Source organism: Rhizorhabdus sp. (assembly GCF_018006725.1).
Classification (GTDB): Bacteria; Pseudomonadota; Alphaproteobacteria; order Sphingomonadales; family Sphingomonadaceae; genus Rhizorhabdus.
Genome location: NZ_JAGMXV010000003.1, coordinates 36,364 through 51,648, shown reverse-complemented (window position 1 = coordinate 51,648; position 15,285 = coordinate 36,364). Strand labels below are relative to the sequence as shown.

Below are 15,285 nucleotides of genomic sequence, written 5' to 3'. Positions count from 1 at the left end.
GCTTGCTCAGCTCAGCCGGCCTTCGTGCAGACGGACGATACGGTCCATCCGCTGGGCGAGCCGTTCGTTATGCGTCGCGACCAGCGCCGCCGAGCCCTCCTGCCGGACGAGCCGAAGAAATTCGGCCAGCACGATGTCGGCGGTGGCCTCGTCCAGATTGCCCGTCGGCTCGTCGGCCAGAACCAGCGCAGGCCGATTTGCCAGGGCGCGCGCAACGGCGACGCGCTGCTGCTCGCCCCCGGACAGCTGCGACGGGCGGTGGCCCAGACGCTGCGCCAGACCGAGCGCGCTCAGCAGTTCGGCCGCGCGCGCCTGTGCCGGCTGGGTCTCCGCCCCATGGATCAGCTGCGGCAGCACAACATTCTCAACTGCGGTAAAATCGGGCAGCAGATGGTGAAACTGATAGACGAAGCCGAGCCGGTCGCGCCGAACACGGGTGCGTCCGACCGAATCTAGCCGAGCCACCTCCTCGCCCGCGATGCGGATCGAGCCCTCGAAGCCGCCTTCGAGCAGCCCCACCGCCTGCAGCAGGGTCGACTTGCCCGAACCCGAGGGCCCCAGCAGAGCCACGATCTCGCCCGGCGCGATCGAAAGGTCGACCTGGCGCAGGACGTGGATCTCGACATCGGCCTGACGAAAGGTGCGGGCGAGCGCGCGGACTTCGAGCACGTCACTCATAGCGCAGCACCTCGACCGGATCGGTGCTCGCCGCCTTCCAGGCCGGGTAGAGCGTCGAAAGGAAGCTGAAGCCCAGCGCCATCGTCACGATCACCCCGACTTCTACCGGATCGCTCTTGGCGGGCAATTCGGTCAGGAAGCGGATAGATGGATCCCACAGATTCTGGCCGGTGACGAACTGGACGAAATTGACCACCGCCTGCCGGTAGAAGAGGAACAGCGCGCCGAGGCCTAGACCCGCGCCGGTGCCCAGCACCCCGATCACCGTGCCGACGGTCATGAAGATCTTCATCAGCGCCCCGCGCGAGGCGCCCATGGTGCGCAGGATCGCGATATCGCGCCGCTTCGCGCGCACCAGCATGATCAGCGAAGACAGGATATTGAACACCGCCACCAGGATGATCAGCGAGAGAACCACGAACATCGTCACCCGCTCGACCGCCAGCGCCTCGAACAGCGACTTGTTGAGGTCGCGCCAGTCGCTCAGCTGCCCGACGCGGACGACCTCGTCCTTGAGCGGCGCCAATATCTGTCCCACCCGGTCGGCATCGACGGTCTGGATCTCGATCATCCCGACCGCGTCGCCGAGCATCAGAAGCGTCTGGGCATCGCCCATCGGCATGACCACGAAGGCCTTGTCATAGTCGTAAACCCCGACCTCGAAGATCGCGGCGACCTCATAGGAAACGATGCGCGGCACCGTGCCGAAAGGGGTCGACTGCCCCTGCGGGCTGATCAGGCTGATCTGGCTGCCGAGATCGGCGCCCAGCTGCTCGGCAAGGCGCGCACCGATCGCAACGCGGCTGGAGCCCGGCACCAGCGCATCCATCGTGCCCCGAAGCACCTTGCCCCGAATAACCGGGTTGCGACGGATGTCCTCGACCGTCATGCCGCGCACGAGCACGCCCTCGACTCGACCGTCATAGCTGGCCATCAGCGGCTGCTCGATCAGCGGCGTCGCCGATGTGACCCCCGGCAGCTTGCGGGCGTCGTCGGCGATGCTCCGCCAATTGGGTAGTTTGCCGCCATAGCCCTGCACCACCGCATGGCCGTTGAGGCCGACGATCTTGTCGAACAGCTCGGCCCGAAAGCCGTTCATGACGCTCATCACCACGATCAGCGCGGCGACTCCCAGCGCGACCGCGACGAGGCTGATCGAGGCGACCAGGAAGATGAAGGCCTCGCCCCGGCCCGGAAGCAGATAGCGCTTGGCGATCATCCGCTCATAGCGATTGAGGATCATCGGATCGCTCCCCGGCAACCGAGACCGGCGACAGGGTTCAACCCGTCACCTTCGCCAGCGCGTCCTCGACCGAAAGTTCGACCCGCTCGCCGGTCGCACGGCGCTTGAGTTCGACGACGCCCTTGTCGAGGCCCTTGGGACCAATGATGATCTGCCAGGGCAGACCGATCAGATCCATCGTCGCGAATTTGGCGCCGCCGCGCTCGTCACGGTCGTCGTACAGCGTGTCGACGCCGGCTGCCTGCAGCTTCGCGTAGAGATCGTCGGAGGCCGCCGAGCAGCGCGCATCGTCCGCACGCATGTTGATAAGGCCGACCCGATAGGGCGCGACCGCTTCGGGCCAGACGATGCCGGCATCGTCATGGCTCGCCTCGATGATCGCTCCCATAAGACGCGACACGCCGATGCCGTAGCTGCCCATCTGTGGAGTCACGGGCGAGCCGTCGGGCCCCTGCACGCTCAGCCCCATAGCCTGCGAATATTTGGTGCCGAAGAAGAAGATGTGCCCGACCTCGATCCCGCGCGACTGCTTGAGCTTGTCGCCCGCCTCGGCCTCGCGCGCCTCGTCGCGCTTCTCGTCGGTCGCAGCATAGTCGTCGGTCAGCCCGCTGACGAAGCCCTGCAGCGCGGCCGCGTCGTCGGCATCGACATCGAGCGATCGCTCGGCTTCCCAGTTGGTGTGGTAGAAGACCTCGCTCTCGCCGGTCGGGGCGAGCACGATGAATTCGTGGCTGAGGTCGCCGCCGATCGGGCCGGTGTCGGCCTGCATCGGGATCGCCGACAGGCCCATGCGCTTGAAGGTCCGCAAATAGGCGACGAACATGCGGTTATAGCTGTGGCGCGCGCCCTCGACGTCGAGATCGAAGCTATAGGCGTCCTTCATCAGGAACTCGCGGCCGCGCATCACGCCGAAGCGGGGGCGGACTTCGTCACGAAACTTCCACTGAATGTTGTAGAGCGTACGCGGCAGATCGCGATAGCTGCGCGCATTGTCGCGGAAGATCGCGGTGATCACTTCCTCGGCCGTCGGACCGAACAATATTTCCCGTTCGTGACGATCTTTGATGCGGAGCATCTCCAGACCATAGTCGTCATAGCGGCCCGACTGGCGCCACAGATCGGCCGACTGGATGGTCGGCATCAGCAGTTCGATCGCGCCCGCCCGGTCCTGTTCCTCGCGGACGATCTGCTCGATCTTGCGAAGGACGCGGTGGCCGAGCGGCAGCCAGGCATAGATGCCGGCAGCCGTCTGGCGAATCATGCCCGCGCGCAGCATCAGCTTGTGGCTGACGATCTGAGCGTCGGCGGGCGACTCCTTCATCACGGGGAGGAAATGGCGGGAAAGACGCATGAAAAGGCCAGCTCGCGAGAAGAGGTGCGGATGCGGCTGTCTATGCGCCATCAGGCCGCTCGGCAACCGCCTCGCTTGGAAAACTGGAACGGTACCGATCGGTCTCTGTTGCCGATTGAACACACCCGTCGTGTTTCGATTCCGTGACTCTTGAAAGCCAATGACAAGGACCAAGGCGCAATGTAGGAAAACTCCCACGGAACATGAGCAACAAAAACGGCCATGGTTCGGGGAAAAGTGAGGCTCCGCCGCCATTTAAGGGGTGGTTGGTGTAGAGCCCGCCAAGGGGGTTGGCGAATAATCGTCACGCGGCGCCGGGATCGGAAACGATCCCGGCGTTTGCCGTTTCAGGCCGAACCGATCTGCGGTTCACGGCAGGCCGAAGAACATTGTGCCGGCCCTGCGCGTTCTCCTTCAGAGGAGAGCATCATGGCCAGCCAACCGCCACTACCCCAGGACGTCCCGGCCGAAACCCCGGTGGACATTCCGGTACCATCGCCGACCGACCCCGATCCGGGCGCACCGAGCGATCCCGTAGTCCCCGAACTGCCGATGTAGGAAAATAAGGGAGGCGGAGAACCGATTCGGTCCCACCGCCTCCCCATATGTCAGAAGGATCAGACCAGCCGGCTCTGATTCACCGCCGCCTCGATAAAGCTGCGAAACAGCGGGTGCGGGTCGAACGGCTTGCTCTTGAGCTCGGGGTGGAACTGCACGCCGACGAACCAGGGATGATCCGGCCGCTCCACCACTTCTGGCAGTTCGCCGTCGGGCGACATGCCAGAGAAGACGAGGCCGCCCTTTTCGAGCTGCTCGCGATAGCCAGCGTTAACCTCATAGCGGTGGCGGTGGCGTTCGGAGATCGTCGTGCTGCCGTAGATGGATGCGGCATGGCTGTTGCCCGCCAGAACCGCCTCATAGGCGCCGAGTCGCATCGTTCCGCCCATGTCGCCACCGGCTTCCCGCTTCTGACGCCCGGCCTCGGTCATCCATTCCGTGATCAGGCCGACGACCGGCTCCTCGGTCGCGCCGAACTCGGTCGTCGATGCGGCTGCGATACCGGCGGTGTTCCGCGCGCCCTCGATGCAGGCCATCTGCATGCCGAGGCAGATACCGAAATAGGGTACGCCCCGTTCGCGCGCGAATCGAACCGCAGCGATCTTGCCTTCCGAACCGCGCTCGCCGAAGCCACCGGGCACCAGGATCGCGTGCATCGGCTCAAGCTGGGCAGCGATTGCGGCCTCGTCCTGCTCGAACAGTTCGGCGTCGATCCAGCGGATATTGACCTTCACCCGGTTGGCGATGCCGCCATGGACGAGCGCCTCGTGCAGCGACTTATAGGCATCGAGCAGGCCGACATATTTGCCGACGACGCCGACCGTTACCTCACCCTCGGGATTTTCGAGGCGGTCGATGATCTCGCTCCAGCGCGACAGATCGGGTTCACCCTGCGGCGCGATGCCGAAGGCGGCGAGCACGGCCTCGTCGAGGCCTTCGTCATGATATTGCAGCGGCACGCCATAGATGCTGCTGGCATCGAGCGCGGGGATGACCGCTTCCTTGGCGACGTTGCAGAACAACGCGATCTTGGCCCGCTCGCTCTCGGGCAGCGGACGTTCGCAGCGGCAAACCAGCACGTCGGGCTGGATCCCCAGCGAAGTCAGGTCGCGCACGCTGTGCTGCGTCGGCTTGGTCTTCAGCTCCCCGGCGGCCGCGATGTAAGGCACCAGCGTCAGATGGACGAAGACCGAATTGCCGCGACCGAGATCGTTGCGCAGCTGGCGGATCGCTTCGATGAAAGGCAGCGATTCGATGTCGCCGACAGTGCCGCCGATCTCGCACAGGACGAAATCGAGACCATCGGTGTCGGCGCGGGCGAATTCCTTAATCGCGTCGGTGACGTGCGGAATGACCTGCACCGTCGCGCCCAGATAGTCGCCGCGACGCTCCTTCTGGATGATCGTCTGGTAGATCCGCCCCGAGGTGACATTGTCCGACTGCCGGCCGGGAACGCCTGTAAAACGTTCATAATGGCCAAGGTCGAGATCGGTCTCCGCGCCGTCATCGGTCACATAGACCTCACCATGCTGGTAAGGCGACATCGTGCCGGGGTCGACGTTCAGATAGGGATCGAACTTACGGATGCGGACCTTGTAGCCGCGCGCCTGGAGCAAGGCAGCAAGGCTTGCCGCCATGAGACCTTTGCCAAGCGAGGAGACCACGCCGCCGGTGATGAAAATGAACCGCGCCATGGGAGGATGGGTTTAGTCGCGCGAGGGGGCGAAGGGCAAGGTGGGCATTCCTTCTTTTCGATAAAAACTGTGGACCAGATCGGCGGCCCAATCAGACGAGGCCCCCGGTGCAGGCACCGGAAGCCCTCCGCTCCAGGAAATCTTGCGTTATTGCGGCGTGGCGCCGTTCAGGGTCACGTCACCGCCCTGCGCTGCCGCTGCAGCGAGCGGATCATTGACGGGCGCGGCGGGTGCCGGAGCCGAAGTGCCGGTCTTACCGACGAGCGATGTATCGACCTTGGCCGGCGACCGCTCGACCGAAGCCAGCGCGGCGAGCGCGATGCTCAGAATGACGAAGATCGTCGCGAGAATCGCGGTCATCCGCGTGAGGAAGTCGGCTGCACCGCGTGCGCTCATCAGCCCGGCGGGGCTACCGCCAGAGGCGAGCCCGCCGCCTTCCGAGCGCTGCACGAGAATCACCCCCACGAGGGCGACAGCGACGATCAGATGGATGACGAGCAGGAAGGTGAACATTGCGGGCTTTCGATATCAACGTGCGGCGCATCTAATCGATCGGGGGCGAAGGTTCAACCTTCGCCCCGATTCACGCGCTGGCGGCGACAGCGCCTTCGATGATCGGGACGAACTGTGCGGCCGTCAGGCTTGCGCCGCCGACAAGAGCGCCGTCGACATCGGCCACGGCGAGCAATTCCTTGGCGTTGTCGGGCTTCACCGATCCACCATAGAGAATGCGGACCTTGCTGCCCTCGTCGCCGAGAAGCGCGGTCAGCTTCATGCGGATCGCTGCGTGCATCGCCGCGACGTCGGCGGTCGACGGGGTGCGGCCGGTGCCGATCGCCCAGACCGGCTCATAGGCGACAACCAGCGTGGCGCCGGTGCCATCGGCCGGGATCGAACCGTCGAGTTGTGCCGCGACGACCGCCTCGGCCTCGCCTGCGTCGCGCTGCGCCTCGGTCTCACCGACACAGACAATGGCGGTGAGCCCCGCCGCAATCGCAGCACTCGCCTTGGAGCGCACCTCGGCGTCGGTTTCATGCTGGTCGGCGCGCCGCTCGCTATGACCGACGATCACCAGCTTTGCGCCGGCCTCCACGACCATGGAAGCGCTGACGCATCCTGTGTGGGCCCCCTTGGGCTGACCATGGCAATCCTGCGCCCCGATCGCCAGGCCCGGCGTCCGGGCAGCAGCAGCGGCGATCAGCGTGAATGGCGGGCAGATGGCCACGTCGACGGCAGCATGGCTCGCGGCAGTCGCCGCTACCGCATCAAGCTCGGACAGCGCGGCCAGCGATCCGTTCATCTTCCAATTACCAGCGACAAGCTTGCGCAAAGCCATGGTCTACCCCTCCGATTTGATCAGCGCCCCTTAAGCAGCAGGGCGACGAGGTGCAACCACGGGTGCCACGTCGCCCCATCGGGGAGCGGCGGACGTTGCGGAGGCCGGGAATGCCCCCTATGGCAGCGCTCATGCCAGTCACGTTCATACGGACCGCCCGATGATTTCCTTTTTCCGCCGTGCTCTCTCCTCCTGGATCGTCCTCGGCCTGCTCGGCCTGATCATGGTCGCCTTCATCATCACCGGGGTCGAATCGCCGTCGATGCTGGGCGGCGGCGGAGGCGGGGCGACCGTCGCCAAGGTCGACGGCAAGAAGATCAGCGCGCTCGAACTCACCAACCGGGTTCGCAACCAGATCGATGGTCTGCGTCGCGAGCGACCGGAGATCGATGCGCAGAGCTTCCTGGCGTCGGGTGGCTTCGAGCAGGTATTGAGCGGCATGATCAATGCCCGCGCCATGGAGGCCTGGGGCAAGGAACAGGGCTTCGCGCTCAGCAAGCGGATGGTCGACGCCGAAATCGCGGGCATGCAGGGCTTCCGCAACGTGGCCGGCCAGTTCGACGAGAATGTGATGCGGACCGTGCTGGCACAGGCTCGAATCAGCGAGAAGGAACTGCGCGCCGACATTGCTGGCGAGATCATCCGCAACCAGATTTTGACCCCCGCGGCAGCCCTTGCGCCAGTGCCGTCGAAGATGGCCCGCCCCTATGCGGCACTGCTGATGGAAGTCCGCGAAGGATCGGTCGGGATCATCCCGCTGGCGCTGGTGGCCAGCAAGACGCCGCCGAGCGAGGCCGACATCGCCGCTGCCTACAAGGCCAATATTGCCACCTACACCCGGCCCGAGGCACGCATACTGCGCTATGCCGCTTTCGGCGAGGCGCAGCTTGCCGACAAGGCGAAGCCGACTGAGCAGGAGATCGCGACCTATTATCGCGAAAATGCCGACAGTTTCGCGGCCCGCGAAACCCGGACGATCGCACAGATCATCGCCCCGACCCAGCAGGCAGGCCAGACCATTGCAGCTGCCGTCAAGGGTGGCGCAACCATGGCCGCCGCCGCCGCCAAGGCCGGGCTCGAAGCCTCCACGATCGCGGATCAGCAGAAGAAGGACTATACCGAGTCCGCAGGCGCCGCTGCCGCAGACCAGGTCTTCGCAGCCGCAAAGGGCGCCGTCGTGGGACCGATCAAGGGGGCGTTCGGCTGGTATGTCCTCAAGGTCGAGGGGGTTGCCGGTAAGCCCGGCAAGACACTCGATCAGGCCCGCGCCGAAATCCTGCCAGTTCTCCAGCGCCAGAAGATGCAGGAGGCGCTGTCCGATCTCGCCGGCAAGATCGAGGATGCCATCGCCGATGGCAGCAGCTTCGCCGAAATCGCTGCAGCCAACAAGCTGACGATCAAGGAAACCCCGGCGCTGCTGTCGAACGGTACCGCGATCGACCAGCCCGGCTGGAAGGCTCCGCCCGAGGTAAGCGCGTTGCTCAAGACGGGGTTCGAAGCTGCGGCGGATGACCGCCCCACGGTCGAGACGGTGATCCGCGACCAGAGCTACGCGCTGATGAACGTCGCCAAGATCATTCCGCCGACACCGCTACCGCTGGCGCAGGTGCGCGAAGCGGTTGTCCGCGACCTTGTCGTCAAGCGCGCGCAACAGCGCGCGAAGGCGATCGGCGACAAGATCGTCGCAGCGGTCAATGCGGGCACCCCGCTCGGCAAGGCCATGGCGGACAGCGGCGTGGCGCTTCCCCCGGTTCAGCCGAGCCGTGCGCGCCAGCTCGACATCATCCGGGCGCAGCAGGCCGGCCAACCCATCCCCGAGCCGCTCCGCGCGATGTTCGCGCTCCAGCCAAGCAAGGCTCGCCTCGTCACCGGCGATCAGGGCGCCTATTTCGTCACAGTCCTGAACAAGGTCGAGCGCGGCGACCTGTCGCAGGCGGCAGCGCTGGTTGGCGTCACCCAGCAGGAGTTGACCCGCTCCTACACGCCGGAGCTCGGCGACCAGCTGATCCGTGCCGCGCGCGACGAGGTGGACGTGAAGCGCTATCCGGACGCCATCGCGGCGACCAAGCGCCAGATCGCAACGCCGCAGTAAGAGAGGCAGGACGGGGATGGACGCGCGCGATCAGGCTGCCATCGACGCCTTGTCACGGGGCGAGCCTGCGCTCGTCTGGCGAACCCAGATCGCCGATTGCGACACCCCCGTCGCGGCAGCGCTCAAGCTGATCGTTCCCGGCCGGGGTGATTTCCTGCTGGAGTCGGTCGAAGGCGGCGCGGTGCGCGGGCGCTATTCGCTGCTCGGCCTCGCCCCCGACCTCCTGTTCAGGGCGCACGGCAACAGCGCGGAGATCAATCCCAACTGGGCGACCGATCCGGAAGCATTCGAACCCCTGCCGGGTGATGTGGTGTCGGAAATGCGCCGGCTGGTCACCAGCTGCCGCATGGATGTGCCCGAGGGGCTGCCCCGCGCGCTCGCCTGCCTCGTCGGCTATTTTGCCTATGAAACGATCGGACTGGTCGAGAAATTGCCGCGAGCGCCCGCAAACCCGCTCGACCTGCCCGACATGCTGTTCGCGCGGCCGACCCTGATCCTGATCTTCGACCGTCTTGCCGATCAGCTTTTCCTCGTCGCGCCGCTCTGGCCCGACAGCCCCGGATCGCCCGAAGCCAAGGTGGCGGGCGCGATCGAGCGGATAGAAGCGCAGGCGGCGACCCTTGCGGGCACGCTGCCCCCGCGACCGACCGTCGATGTGCCCGATCCTTCCACGGTTGTTCCCACGCCGCAGCTGGAACCCGGCCGCTATGCCGCCATGGTGGACCGCGCAAGGGGCTATATCGGTGCGGGAGACATCTTTCAGGTGGTGCTGGCCCAGCGCTTCACCGTCGACTTTCCGCTGCCGCCAGTCGACCTCTATCGTGCGCTGCGGCGGATTAATCCGTCGCCCTTCCTCTATTTCCTCGACCTGCCTGGCTTCGCGCTGATCGGATCGTCCCCCGAGATTCTGGTGAGGGCGCGCGACGGCGAGGTCACGATCCGGCCGATCGCGGGGACCCGCCCGCGCGGCGCGACATCGCTGGAGGATGCGGCCAACCGCGAGAGCCTGCTTGCCGACCCCAAGGAACGCGCCGAGCATCTGATGCTGCTCGACCTGGGGCGCAACGATGTCGGCCGGGTCGCGGTCGCCGGGACTGTCGAAGTCACGGACAGCTATACGGTCGAACATTACAGCCATGTGATGCACATCGTTTCGAACGTCGTCGGCCGGCTCGATCCGTCGAAAGATGCCTTGGACGCATTGTTCGCCGGTTTCCCAGCCGGCACGGTGTCGGGCGCTCCGAAGGTCCGCGCATGCGAGATCATTGCCGAGCTCGAGCCCGAAGCGCGTGGCGCCTATGCCGGCGGCGTCGGCTATTTCTCGCCCGATGGCTCGATGGACAGTTGCATCGTGCTTCGGACCGCCGTGGTGAAGGACGGGGTGATGCATGTGCAGGCTGGCGCAGGGATCGTGGCGGACAGCGACCCCGCCTATGAGCAACGCGAATGTGAAGCCAAGGCAGGCGCACTGATCGCTGCAGCGCGGGAGGCAATCAAGCGTGCCAGCGAGGCCAGCTACGGCCAATAGCTGTGATGTATTTCACTTTTCAGGAAAAAATCGCAGTTGTGTCGTTTGTGCACCACATCGTTTTTCTTGCTTGCACTCAGGATCGAAATGCTGTGGGAACCGTTTCCGCTGTGCCGTAACGGCAGCAGAAAGGGTTTTTGACATGCGATTTTTCCTCACGACCACTGCGGCGGCCGGCCTGGTAGCCGCGATGGCTGCGAGCGCCGCCTCGGCGCAGGACGTGGCCTCGAGCAACTGGACCGGTTTCTATGTCGGTGGCCAGCTCGGCTATAACTGGCAGCCGACCGATGGCGACGAAGTCGTAAACTTCGACCGCAACCGCGATGGCAATTTCGGCGACGCCTTCCCGAACTTCTCGCCGGGCTTCTGCGGCGGCGCGCCGACCTCGGCCCGCCCGACCACGGGCTGCTCGAAGGACAATGATTCGACCGCGTGGAAGCTGCACGCCGGTTACGACTACCAGTTCGGCGATACGTCGGGCCCGGTCGTCGGCCTGATCGCGGAATATGGCAAGTCGTACCTGTACGACAACGTCACCGCCTTCAGCACCACCCCGGCCGTCTACAAGCTGCAGGCCAAGCTGAAGAGCGACGGCGCCATTCGCGCCCGCGCCGGTTACTCGTTCGAAACCGGCACGCTGATCTACGGCACCGGCGGTGCGGCCTACGGCAAGATCCGCAACAGCTTCTCGATGTCGAACACGGTCAACAGCGCGACCGTCAACGATCCGACGAAGAACGCCTGGGGCTGGACCTATGGCGGCGGTATCGAGCAGAAAATCGGCAAGTTCTCGGTCGGCGCGCTCTACACCTTCACCGCGCTCAAGAACAACGACAGCACGGTCACCGTCGGTTCGCTTGCCGGCGTCACCCCGGCGACCAACCCGTTCATCGCGCAGAACGCCGCTGGCACCGACTTCCAGCGTTCGTTCAGCAAGTTCGCGTTCCACTCGGTTCGCGCGACCGTCAGCTATCGCTTCTGACGATCGGCCTTGCGGCATAGAAAAGGGGCCGGCGGAGCGATCCGCCGGCCCTTTTTATTTGGTGCTTTAGGAAGACATCGCCGCCCCGAAAGACGGCGATGCGGCCTTATTTCTTCAGCTGTACGCCGACATAGCGCGGGGGATTATTGCCGCGCTGAACAAACAGCAGCACCGATGGGCGCTTCGCCTTCACCGCCGCATCGATCTGCGCGGCAGCTGCCTGCACCGTCGTCACGGGCACATTGTTGATCTGCAGGATCACGTCGCGCGGCTGGAAACCATTGGCCGCAGCATCGCTGCTCGGGTCGACATAATTGACCACGACGCCGCGCAGCGAAGCCGACAGACCGAGCCTGCGGGCGATGTCCGGCGTGAGCGTCTGCAGACCGAGTCCGAGCGAGTTGCGGGTCGCCTGATCGGGCGCGGACTGGCCGCTATCGGGAACACTGTCGTCCTGATCGGCATCCTGCCCGCCGTTGATCAGCTGATCTTCGGGCGGACGCTCCCCAAGCGTGACGGTCAATGTCTTGCGCTGACCTTCGCGGATCACCTCGACCGGCAGCTTGGCACCCACGGCCGCCTTGCCCACGATATAGGACAGGGTGTTGTCGGGGGTGACATCCTGGTTGTCGACCTTGACGATGATGTCGCCCTGACGAATGCCGGCGCGCGCGGCCGCCTCGCCAGGCTCGACGCGGGCGACGATTTCGCCGCGATCCTTGGGCAGGCCCAGGCTTGCCGCGATATCCTCGGTCATCGGCTGGATGCCGACGCCCAGATAGCCGCGACGGACGCGCTTGCCGGTCATAAGCTGATCGATGATCGGCTTGGCCTCTTCGGCGGGGATCGCGAAGCCGATGCCGACGTTGCCGCCGGTCGGCGAGAAGATCGCCGTATTGATGCCGATGACATTGCCCTGCAGGTCGAACATCGGGCCACCCGAATTGCCCTGATTGATCGACGCATCGGTCTGGATGTAGCGATCATAGGGACCGCTGATGCCGATCGAGCGGTGGAGCGCCGACACGATGCCCGCCGTGACCGTCCCGCCGAGGCCGAACGGATTGCCGATAGCGACGACCCAGTCGCCGACGCGGGTGCGTGTGGAATCGCCGAACTGGACGAAAGGCAGGTTTTTCGCCTCGATCTTGAGCAAGGCGAGGTCCGAGGCCTGGTCGCGGCCGACGACGGTCGCCTTATATTCCTTGCGGTCGGGCAGCGTCACGGTGATCGAACTGACGACGGCATTGCTGCCGCCCTCGGGCGAAGCCGAGATGACGTGGTTGTTGGTCACCACATAGCCGTCGGCCGAGATGATGAAGCCCGAACCGAGTGACGTCGCTTCGCGCGTGACTGGCTGGCCATCGGACCCACCGCCGCCGAACCGCTTGAACAGTTCCTCGAACGGCGTGCCGGAGAAGGCATTGCCACCGCTGCGGACCTGGATCTTCTGCGTGGTGGAGATGTTCACGACCGCCGGCTGGAGCCGGGCGGCGAGATCGGCGAAGCTCATCGGCGCGCCCGGACGCGGGGCAGCGGCGTTGATCGAACCCGGGGCGTTCTGCGCGACCTGTGCTCCCACAGGTTGCTGCATCGTCAGGGTTGCGGTGGTACCACCTGCCAGCAAGGCCGCGGTGATCGCATAGGCATAACGCACTTTGGCCAACTCCTTAAAACTCCTGTTCTGCTTCTGCCGATATCGCGAGCGGTTTATTTCGGTCCCGATCGCTGAACACCGCTTGAACGGTAGCGTTCCCGCCTGCCGTTCAGCGACGCCCTCTGAACTCGCGCAGATACTCGTTGTCGGGCGACAGGATCACGTTGGATGAGCCCGGCGCTTCGGTACCATCGGTGCCGAACGTGACCCGATAGGACTGCATCGCCCGATAGAAATTGTAGAAGTCGGGATCCTTGTTGAAGCTCTCGGCATAGGTGCCTGCCGCGTTCGCATCGGCTTCGGCCGTGATGATCTGCGCCTGCTTGCGCCCTTCGGCCAGGATCGAACGCGCTTCCTGCTCGCGCGCGGTGCGCATGCGGTTGAAGGCCGAGTCGAGCGGCGTACCGTCGGGCAGGTCGGCGCGCTTGATCCGCACGTCGACGATCTGCGCCCCATATTGGCGCGCGACGCGGTTCAGGCGCGTCTGGATATTGTCCATCACCGCGCCGCGCTCGGGGCTCAGCAGCGCGGCGAAGGGCCGCTTTCCGAGTTCGTTGCGCAGCGACGAGCCGAGGATCGGCCGCAGCGCCTCTTCGACGCGGCGCTCCGTGCCCGCCGTGATCGACATGCGCAGCGGATCGACGATGCGGTAGCGCGCATAGGCGTCCACTTCGAGCCGCAACTGGTCGGTGGACAGCACCGACTGGCGCTCCATGTCGAAATTGCGCACCCTTTTGTCGATCCAGACGATCTGGTCGATGAACGGGATCTTGCCGATGACGCCGGCGCCCGTCCGGCCGAAATCCTCGTTCGGCTTATAGGCGTTGTAGACGGTCTGCGGCTTGCCGAAGCGCACCACAAGCGCCTGCTTGGTCTCGGGCACGACCGCGAAACAGCTGCTGATGATAACGACGCCGAAGATGGCGCCGATGGCGAGGCCGATGACGTTCCGGCTTGCGAGATTGTCGCTCATGCTCATTGCTGCTGCTGCGCCTTCGCTGCCTGCTGCGGCGGCAGGGGGATATAGGGGACGACATTGGGGGCCTCGACCACGGTCTTGTCGGTCTTCGCCAGGACGCGCTCCATCGTCTCATAATACATGCGACGGCGGGTCACCTCGGGCGCCAGGCGATATTCGGCATAGACTTTGTCGAAGGCCGCGGCCTCGCCCTCGGCCTTTGCACCGAGCTGCTGCGAATAGGCCCGCGCCTCGTTGAGATAGGCCTGCGCCTGCTGCTGCGCCGCCGAAACCGACTTGAACGCCTCGACCACGGCCGCGGGCGGATCGGCCTGCTTGATTGCGACACCCTGCACGGTGATGCCCGCACGATAGCCGTCGAGGATTTCCTGCATCCGCTGCTGGACGCGCTGCTCGATCTGGCTGCGCTGCGGGCCCATGGCGTCGTTCAGTGCAACGCGGGCGATCTCGGCGCGCATCGCGCTTTCCGCGACCTCGCCCACCGTCTCTTCGGGGTTGGCCAGTTCGTAGATGAAAAGCTCGGGATCGCGGATGTTCCAGCGCACCGAATAGGCCAGGTCGATGATGTTCTGGTCGCCGGTCAGCATGAGATTCTGGCCGGTGCCGCCGCCTTCCGGGATATCCTTCACGCGGATGTCCTCGATATCGATCTTGGTCACCCGATCGATCGGCGAAGGGAAGGTGAACTGCATGCCGGGACCGAGCGTCTTGGCATAGGAGCCCAAGCGGGTGACAACGCCGCGCTGCTGCGGATCGATGCGGTGGCTGCTGGTCCACAGCACCCAGATCAGCAGCAGGCCGCCGACGCCCCAAAGCAGGAGCCGGCCGGCATCGGGCTCGGGCCCGCCGCGCCCGCCGAAACGGGCACGTCCGCGACGCACGAGCTCGTCGATCGCCGAGCGTCCGGCAGGTCCGCGGCCGGGCCGGCCGCGCGGGGGTTGGTTCCAGGGGTTGGGCTCGTCTCCGCCGCCGCCCGATCCTCCGCCGCCCCAGGGGCCGCCCTCGTTGAGAAGGGGCTGGCCGGGCATTGCGCTGCTTTCGCTATCGTTCATGCAGTCATTATAGGAGGCGATCGGCGGAAAAACAGTGCCCTTTGGTCGACGAAGCCCTATTTGCTGCCGCCATGGATATCGCTGAATCGCTCGCCGCCGCCCTAGATCGCGTGCTCGACCCCATTTCCAGCAAGG

General features: G+C 65.2%; 13 protein-coding genes. 4 read left to right on the top strand and 9 right to left on the bottom strand.

Annotated elements, in window-relative coordinates; translation table 11 throughout:
- Positions 1-6: 6 nt before the first annotated feature.
- The 3 genes from KAY22_RS01185 to proS are packed head-to-tail and all read right to left on the bottom strand — an operon-like array spanning position 7 to position 3,272.
- Entirely contained in the window at positions 7-678 is a 672-nt protein-coding gene (locus tag KAY22_RS01185) for an ABC transporter ATP-binding protein (RefSeq protein ID WP_296619086.1), read from the bottom strand.
- Positions 671-1,921, bottom strand: coding sequence for a lipoprotein-releasing ABC transporter permease subunit (locus KAY22_RS01180; RefSeq protein WP_296619083.1), 1,251 nt, complete (start codon positions 1,919-1,921; stop codon positions 671-673). The genes KAY22_RS01185 and KAY22_RS01180 overlap by 8 nt, the downstream gene beginning before the upstream one ends.
- 37 nt (positions 1,922-1,958) lie before the next feature.
- Positions 1,959-3,272 carry a proline--tRNA ligase gene (gene proS / locus KAY22_RS01175; protein WP_296619081.1) on the bottom strand — a complete coding sequence of 438 codons (1,314 nt, stop codon included), beginning with the start codon at positions 3,270-3,272 and terminating at the stop codon, positions 1,959-1,961.
- Between the two features lie 429 nt (positions 3,273-3,701).
- Here proS and KAY22_RS01170 point away from each other — a divergent pair, with 429 nt between their 5' ends.
- Complete coding sequence (locus KAY22_RS01170; RefSeq protein WP_296619078.1) at positions 3,702-3,830, top strand: hypothetical protein; 129 nt, start codon at positions 3,702-3,704, stop codon at positions 3,828-3,830.
- Positions 3,831-3,889: 59 nt separating this feature from the next.
- Here KAY22_RS01170 and KAY22_RS01165 read toward each other — a convergent pair whose 3' ends face one another.
- The 3 genes from KAY22_RS01165 to tpiA all read right to left on the bottom strand — a co-directional run bounded on the left by KAY22_RS01165 (position 3,890) and on the right by tpiA (position 6,860).
- Entirely contained in the window at positions 3,890-5,524 is a 1,635-nt protein-coding gene (locus KAY22_RS01165) for a CTP synthase (RefSeq protein WP_296619076.1), read from the bottom strand.
- A gap of 147 nt (positions 5,525-5,671) precedes the next feature.
- Positions 5,672-6,037: a preprotein translocase subunit SecG gene (secG, locus tag KAY22_RS01160; protein WP_296619073.1), complete on the bottom strand. Its 366-nt coding sequence runs from the start codon at positions 6,035-6,037 to the stop codon at positions 5,672-5,674.
- Between the two features lie 70 nt (positions 6,038-6,107).
- Entirely contained in the window at positions 6,108-6,860 is a 753-nt protein-coding gene (tpiA, locus tag KAY22_RS01155; protein ID WP_296619070.1) for a triose-phosphate isomerase, read from the bottom strand.
- 160 nt (positions 6,861-7,020) lie between these two features.
- Here tpiA and KAY22_RS01150 point away from each other — a divergent pair, with 160 nt between their 5' ends.
- The 3 genes from KAY22_RS01150 to KAY22_RS01140 all read left to right on the top strand — a co-directional run bounded on the left by KAY22_RS01150 (position 7,021) and on the right by KAY22_RS01140 (position 11,462).
- Complete coding sequence (locus tag KAY22_RS01150) at positions 7,021-8,952, top strand: peptidylprolyl isomerase (RefSeq protein WP_296619068.1); 1,932 nt, start codon at positions 7,021-7,023, stop codon at positions 8,950-8,952.
- A 16-nt stretch (positions 8,953-8,968) separates the two neighbouring features.
- Positions 8,969-10,480: a chorismate-binding protein gene (locus tag KAY22_RS01145; RefSeq protein WP_296619066.1), complete on the top strand. Its 1,512-nt coding sequence runs from the start codon at positions 8,969-8,971 to the stop codon at positions 10,478-10,480.
- A 142-nt stretch (positions 10,481-10,622) separates the two neighbouring features.
- A complete protein-coding gene (locus tag KAY22_RS01140) occupies positions 10,623-11,462 on the top strand; it encodes an outer membrane beta-barrel protein (RefSeq protein WP_296619064.1) in 840 nt (279 codons plus the stop codon).
- A gap of 106 nt (positions 11,463-11,568) precedes the next feature.
- On the opposite strand, the gene KAY22_RS01135 is transcribed toward KAY22_RS01140, so the two are convergent.
- The 3 genes from KAY22_RS01135 to hflK all read right to left on the bottom strand — a co-directional run bounded on the left by KAY22_RS01135 (position 11,569) and on the right by hflK (position 15,150).
- Entirely contained in the window at positions 11,569-13,119 is a 1,551-nt protein-coding gene (locus KAY22_RS01135; RefSeq protein WP_296619063.1) for a Do family serine endopeptidase, read from the bottom strand.
- 109 nt (positions 13,120-13,228) lie between these two features.
- Positions 13,229-14,098 (bottom strand): protease modulator HflC, encoded by an 870-nt coding sequence (locus tag KAY22_RS01130; protein WP_296619062.1) that lies wholly within the window; start codon positions 14,096-14,098, stop codon positions 13,229-13,231.
- A complete protein-coding gene (gene hflK / locus KAY22_RS01125) occupies positions 14,095-15,150 on the bottom strand; it encodes an FtsH protease activity modulator HflK (RefSeq protein WP_296619060.1) in 1,056 nt (351 codons plus the stop codon). The genes KAY22_RS01130 and hflK overlap by 4 nt, the downstream gene beginning before the upstream one ends.
- Between the last annotated feature and the right edge of the window lie 135 nt (positions 15,151-15,285).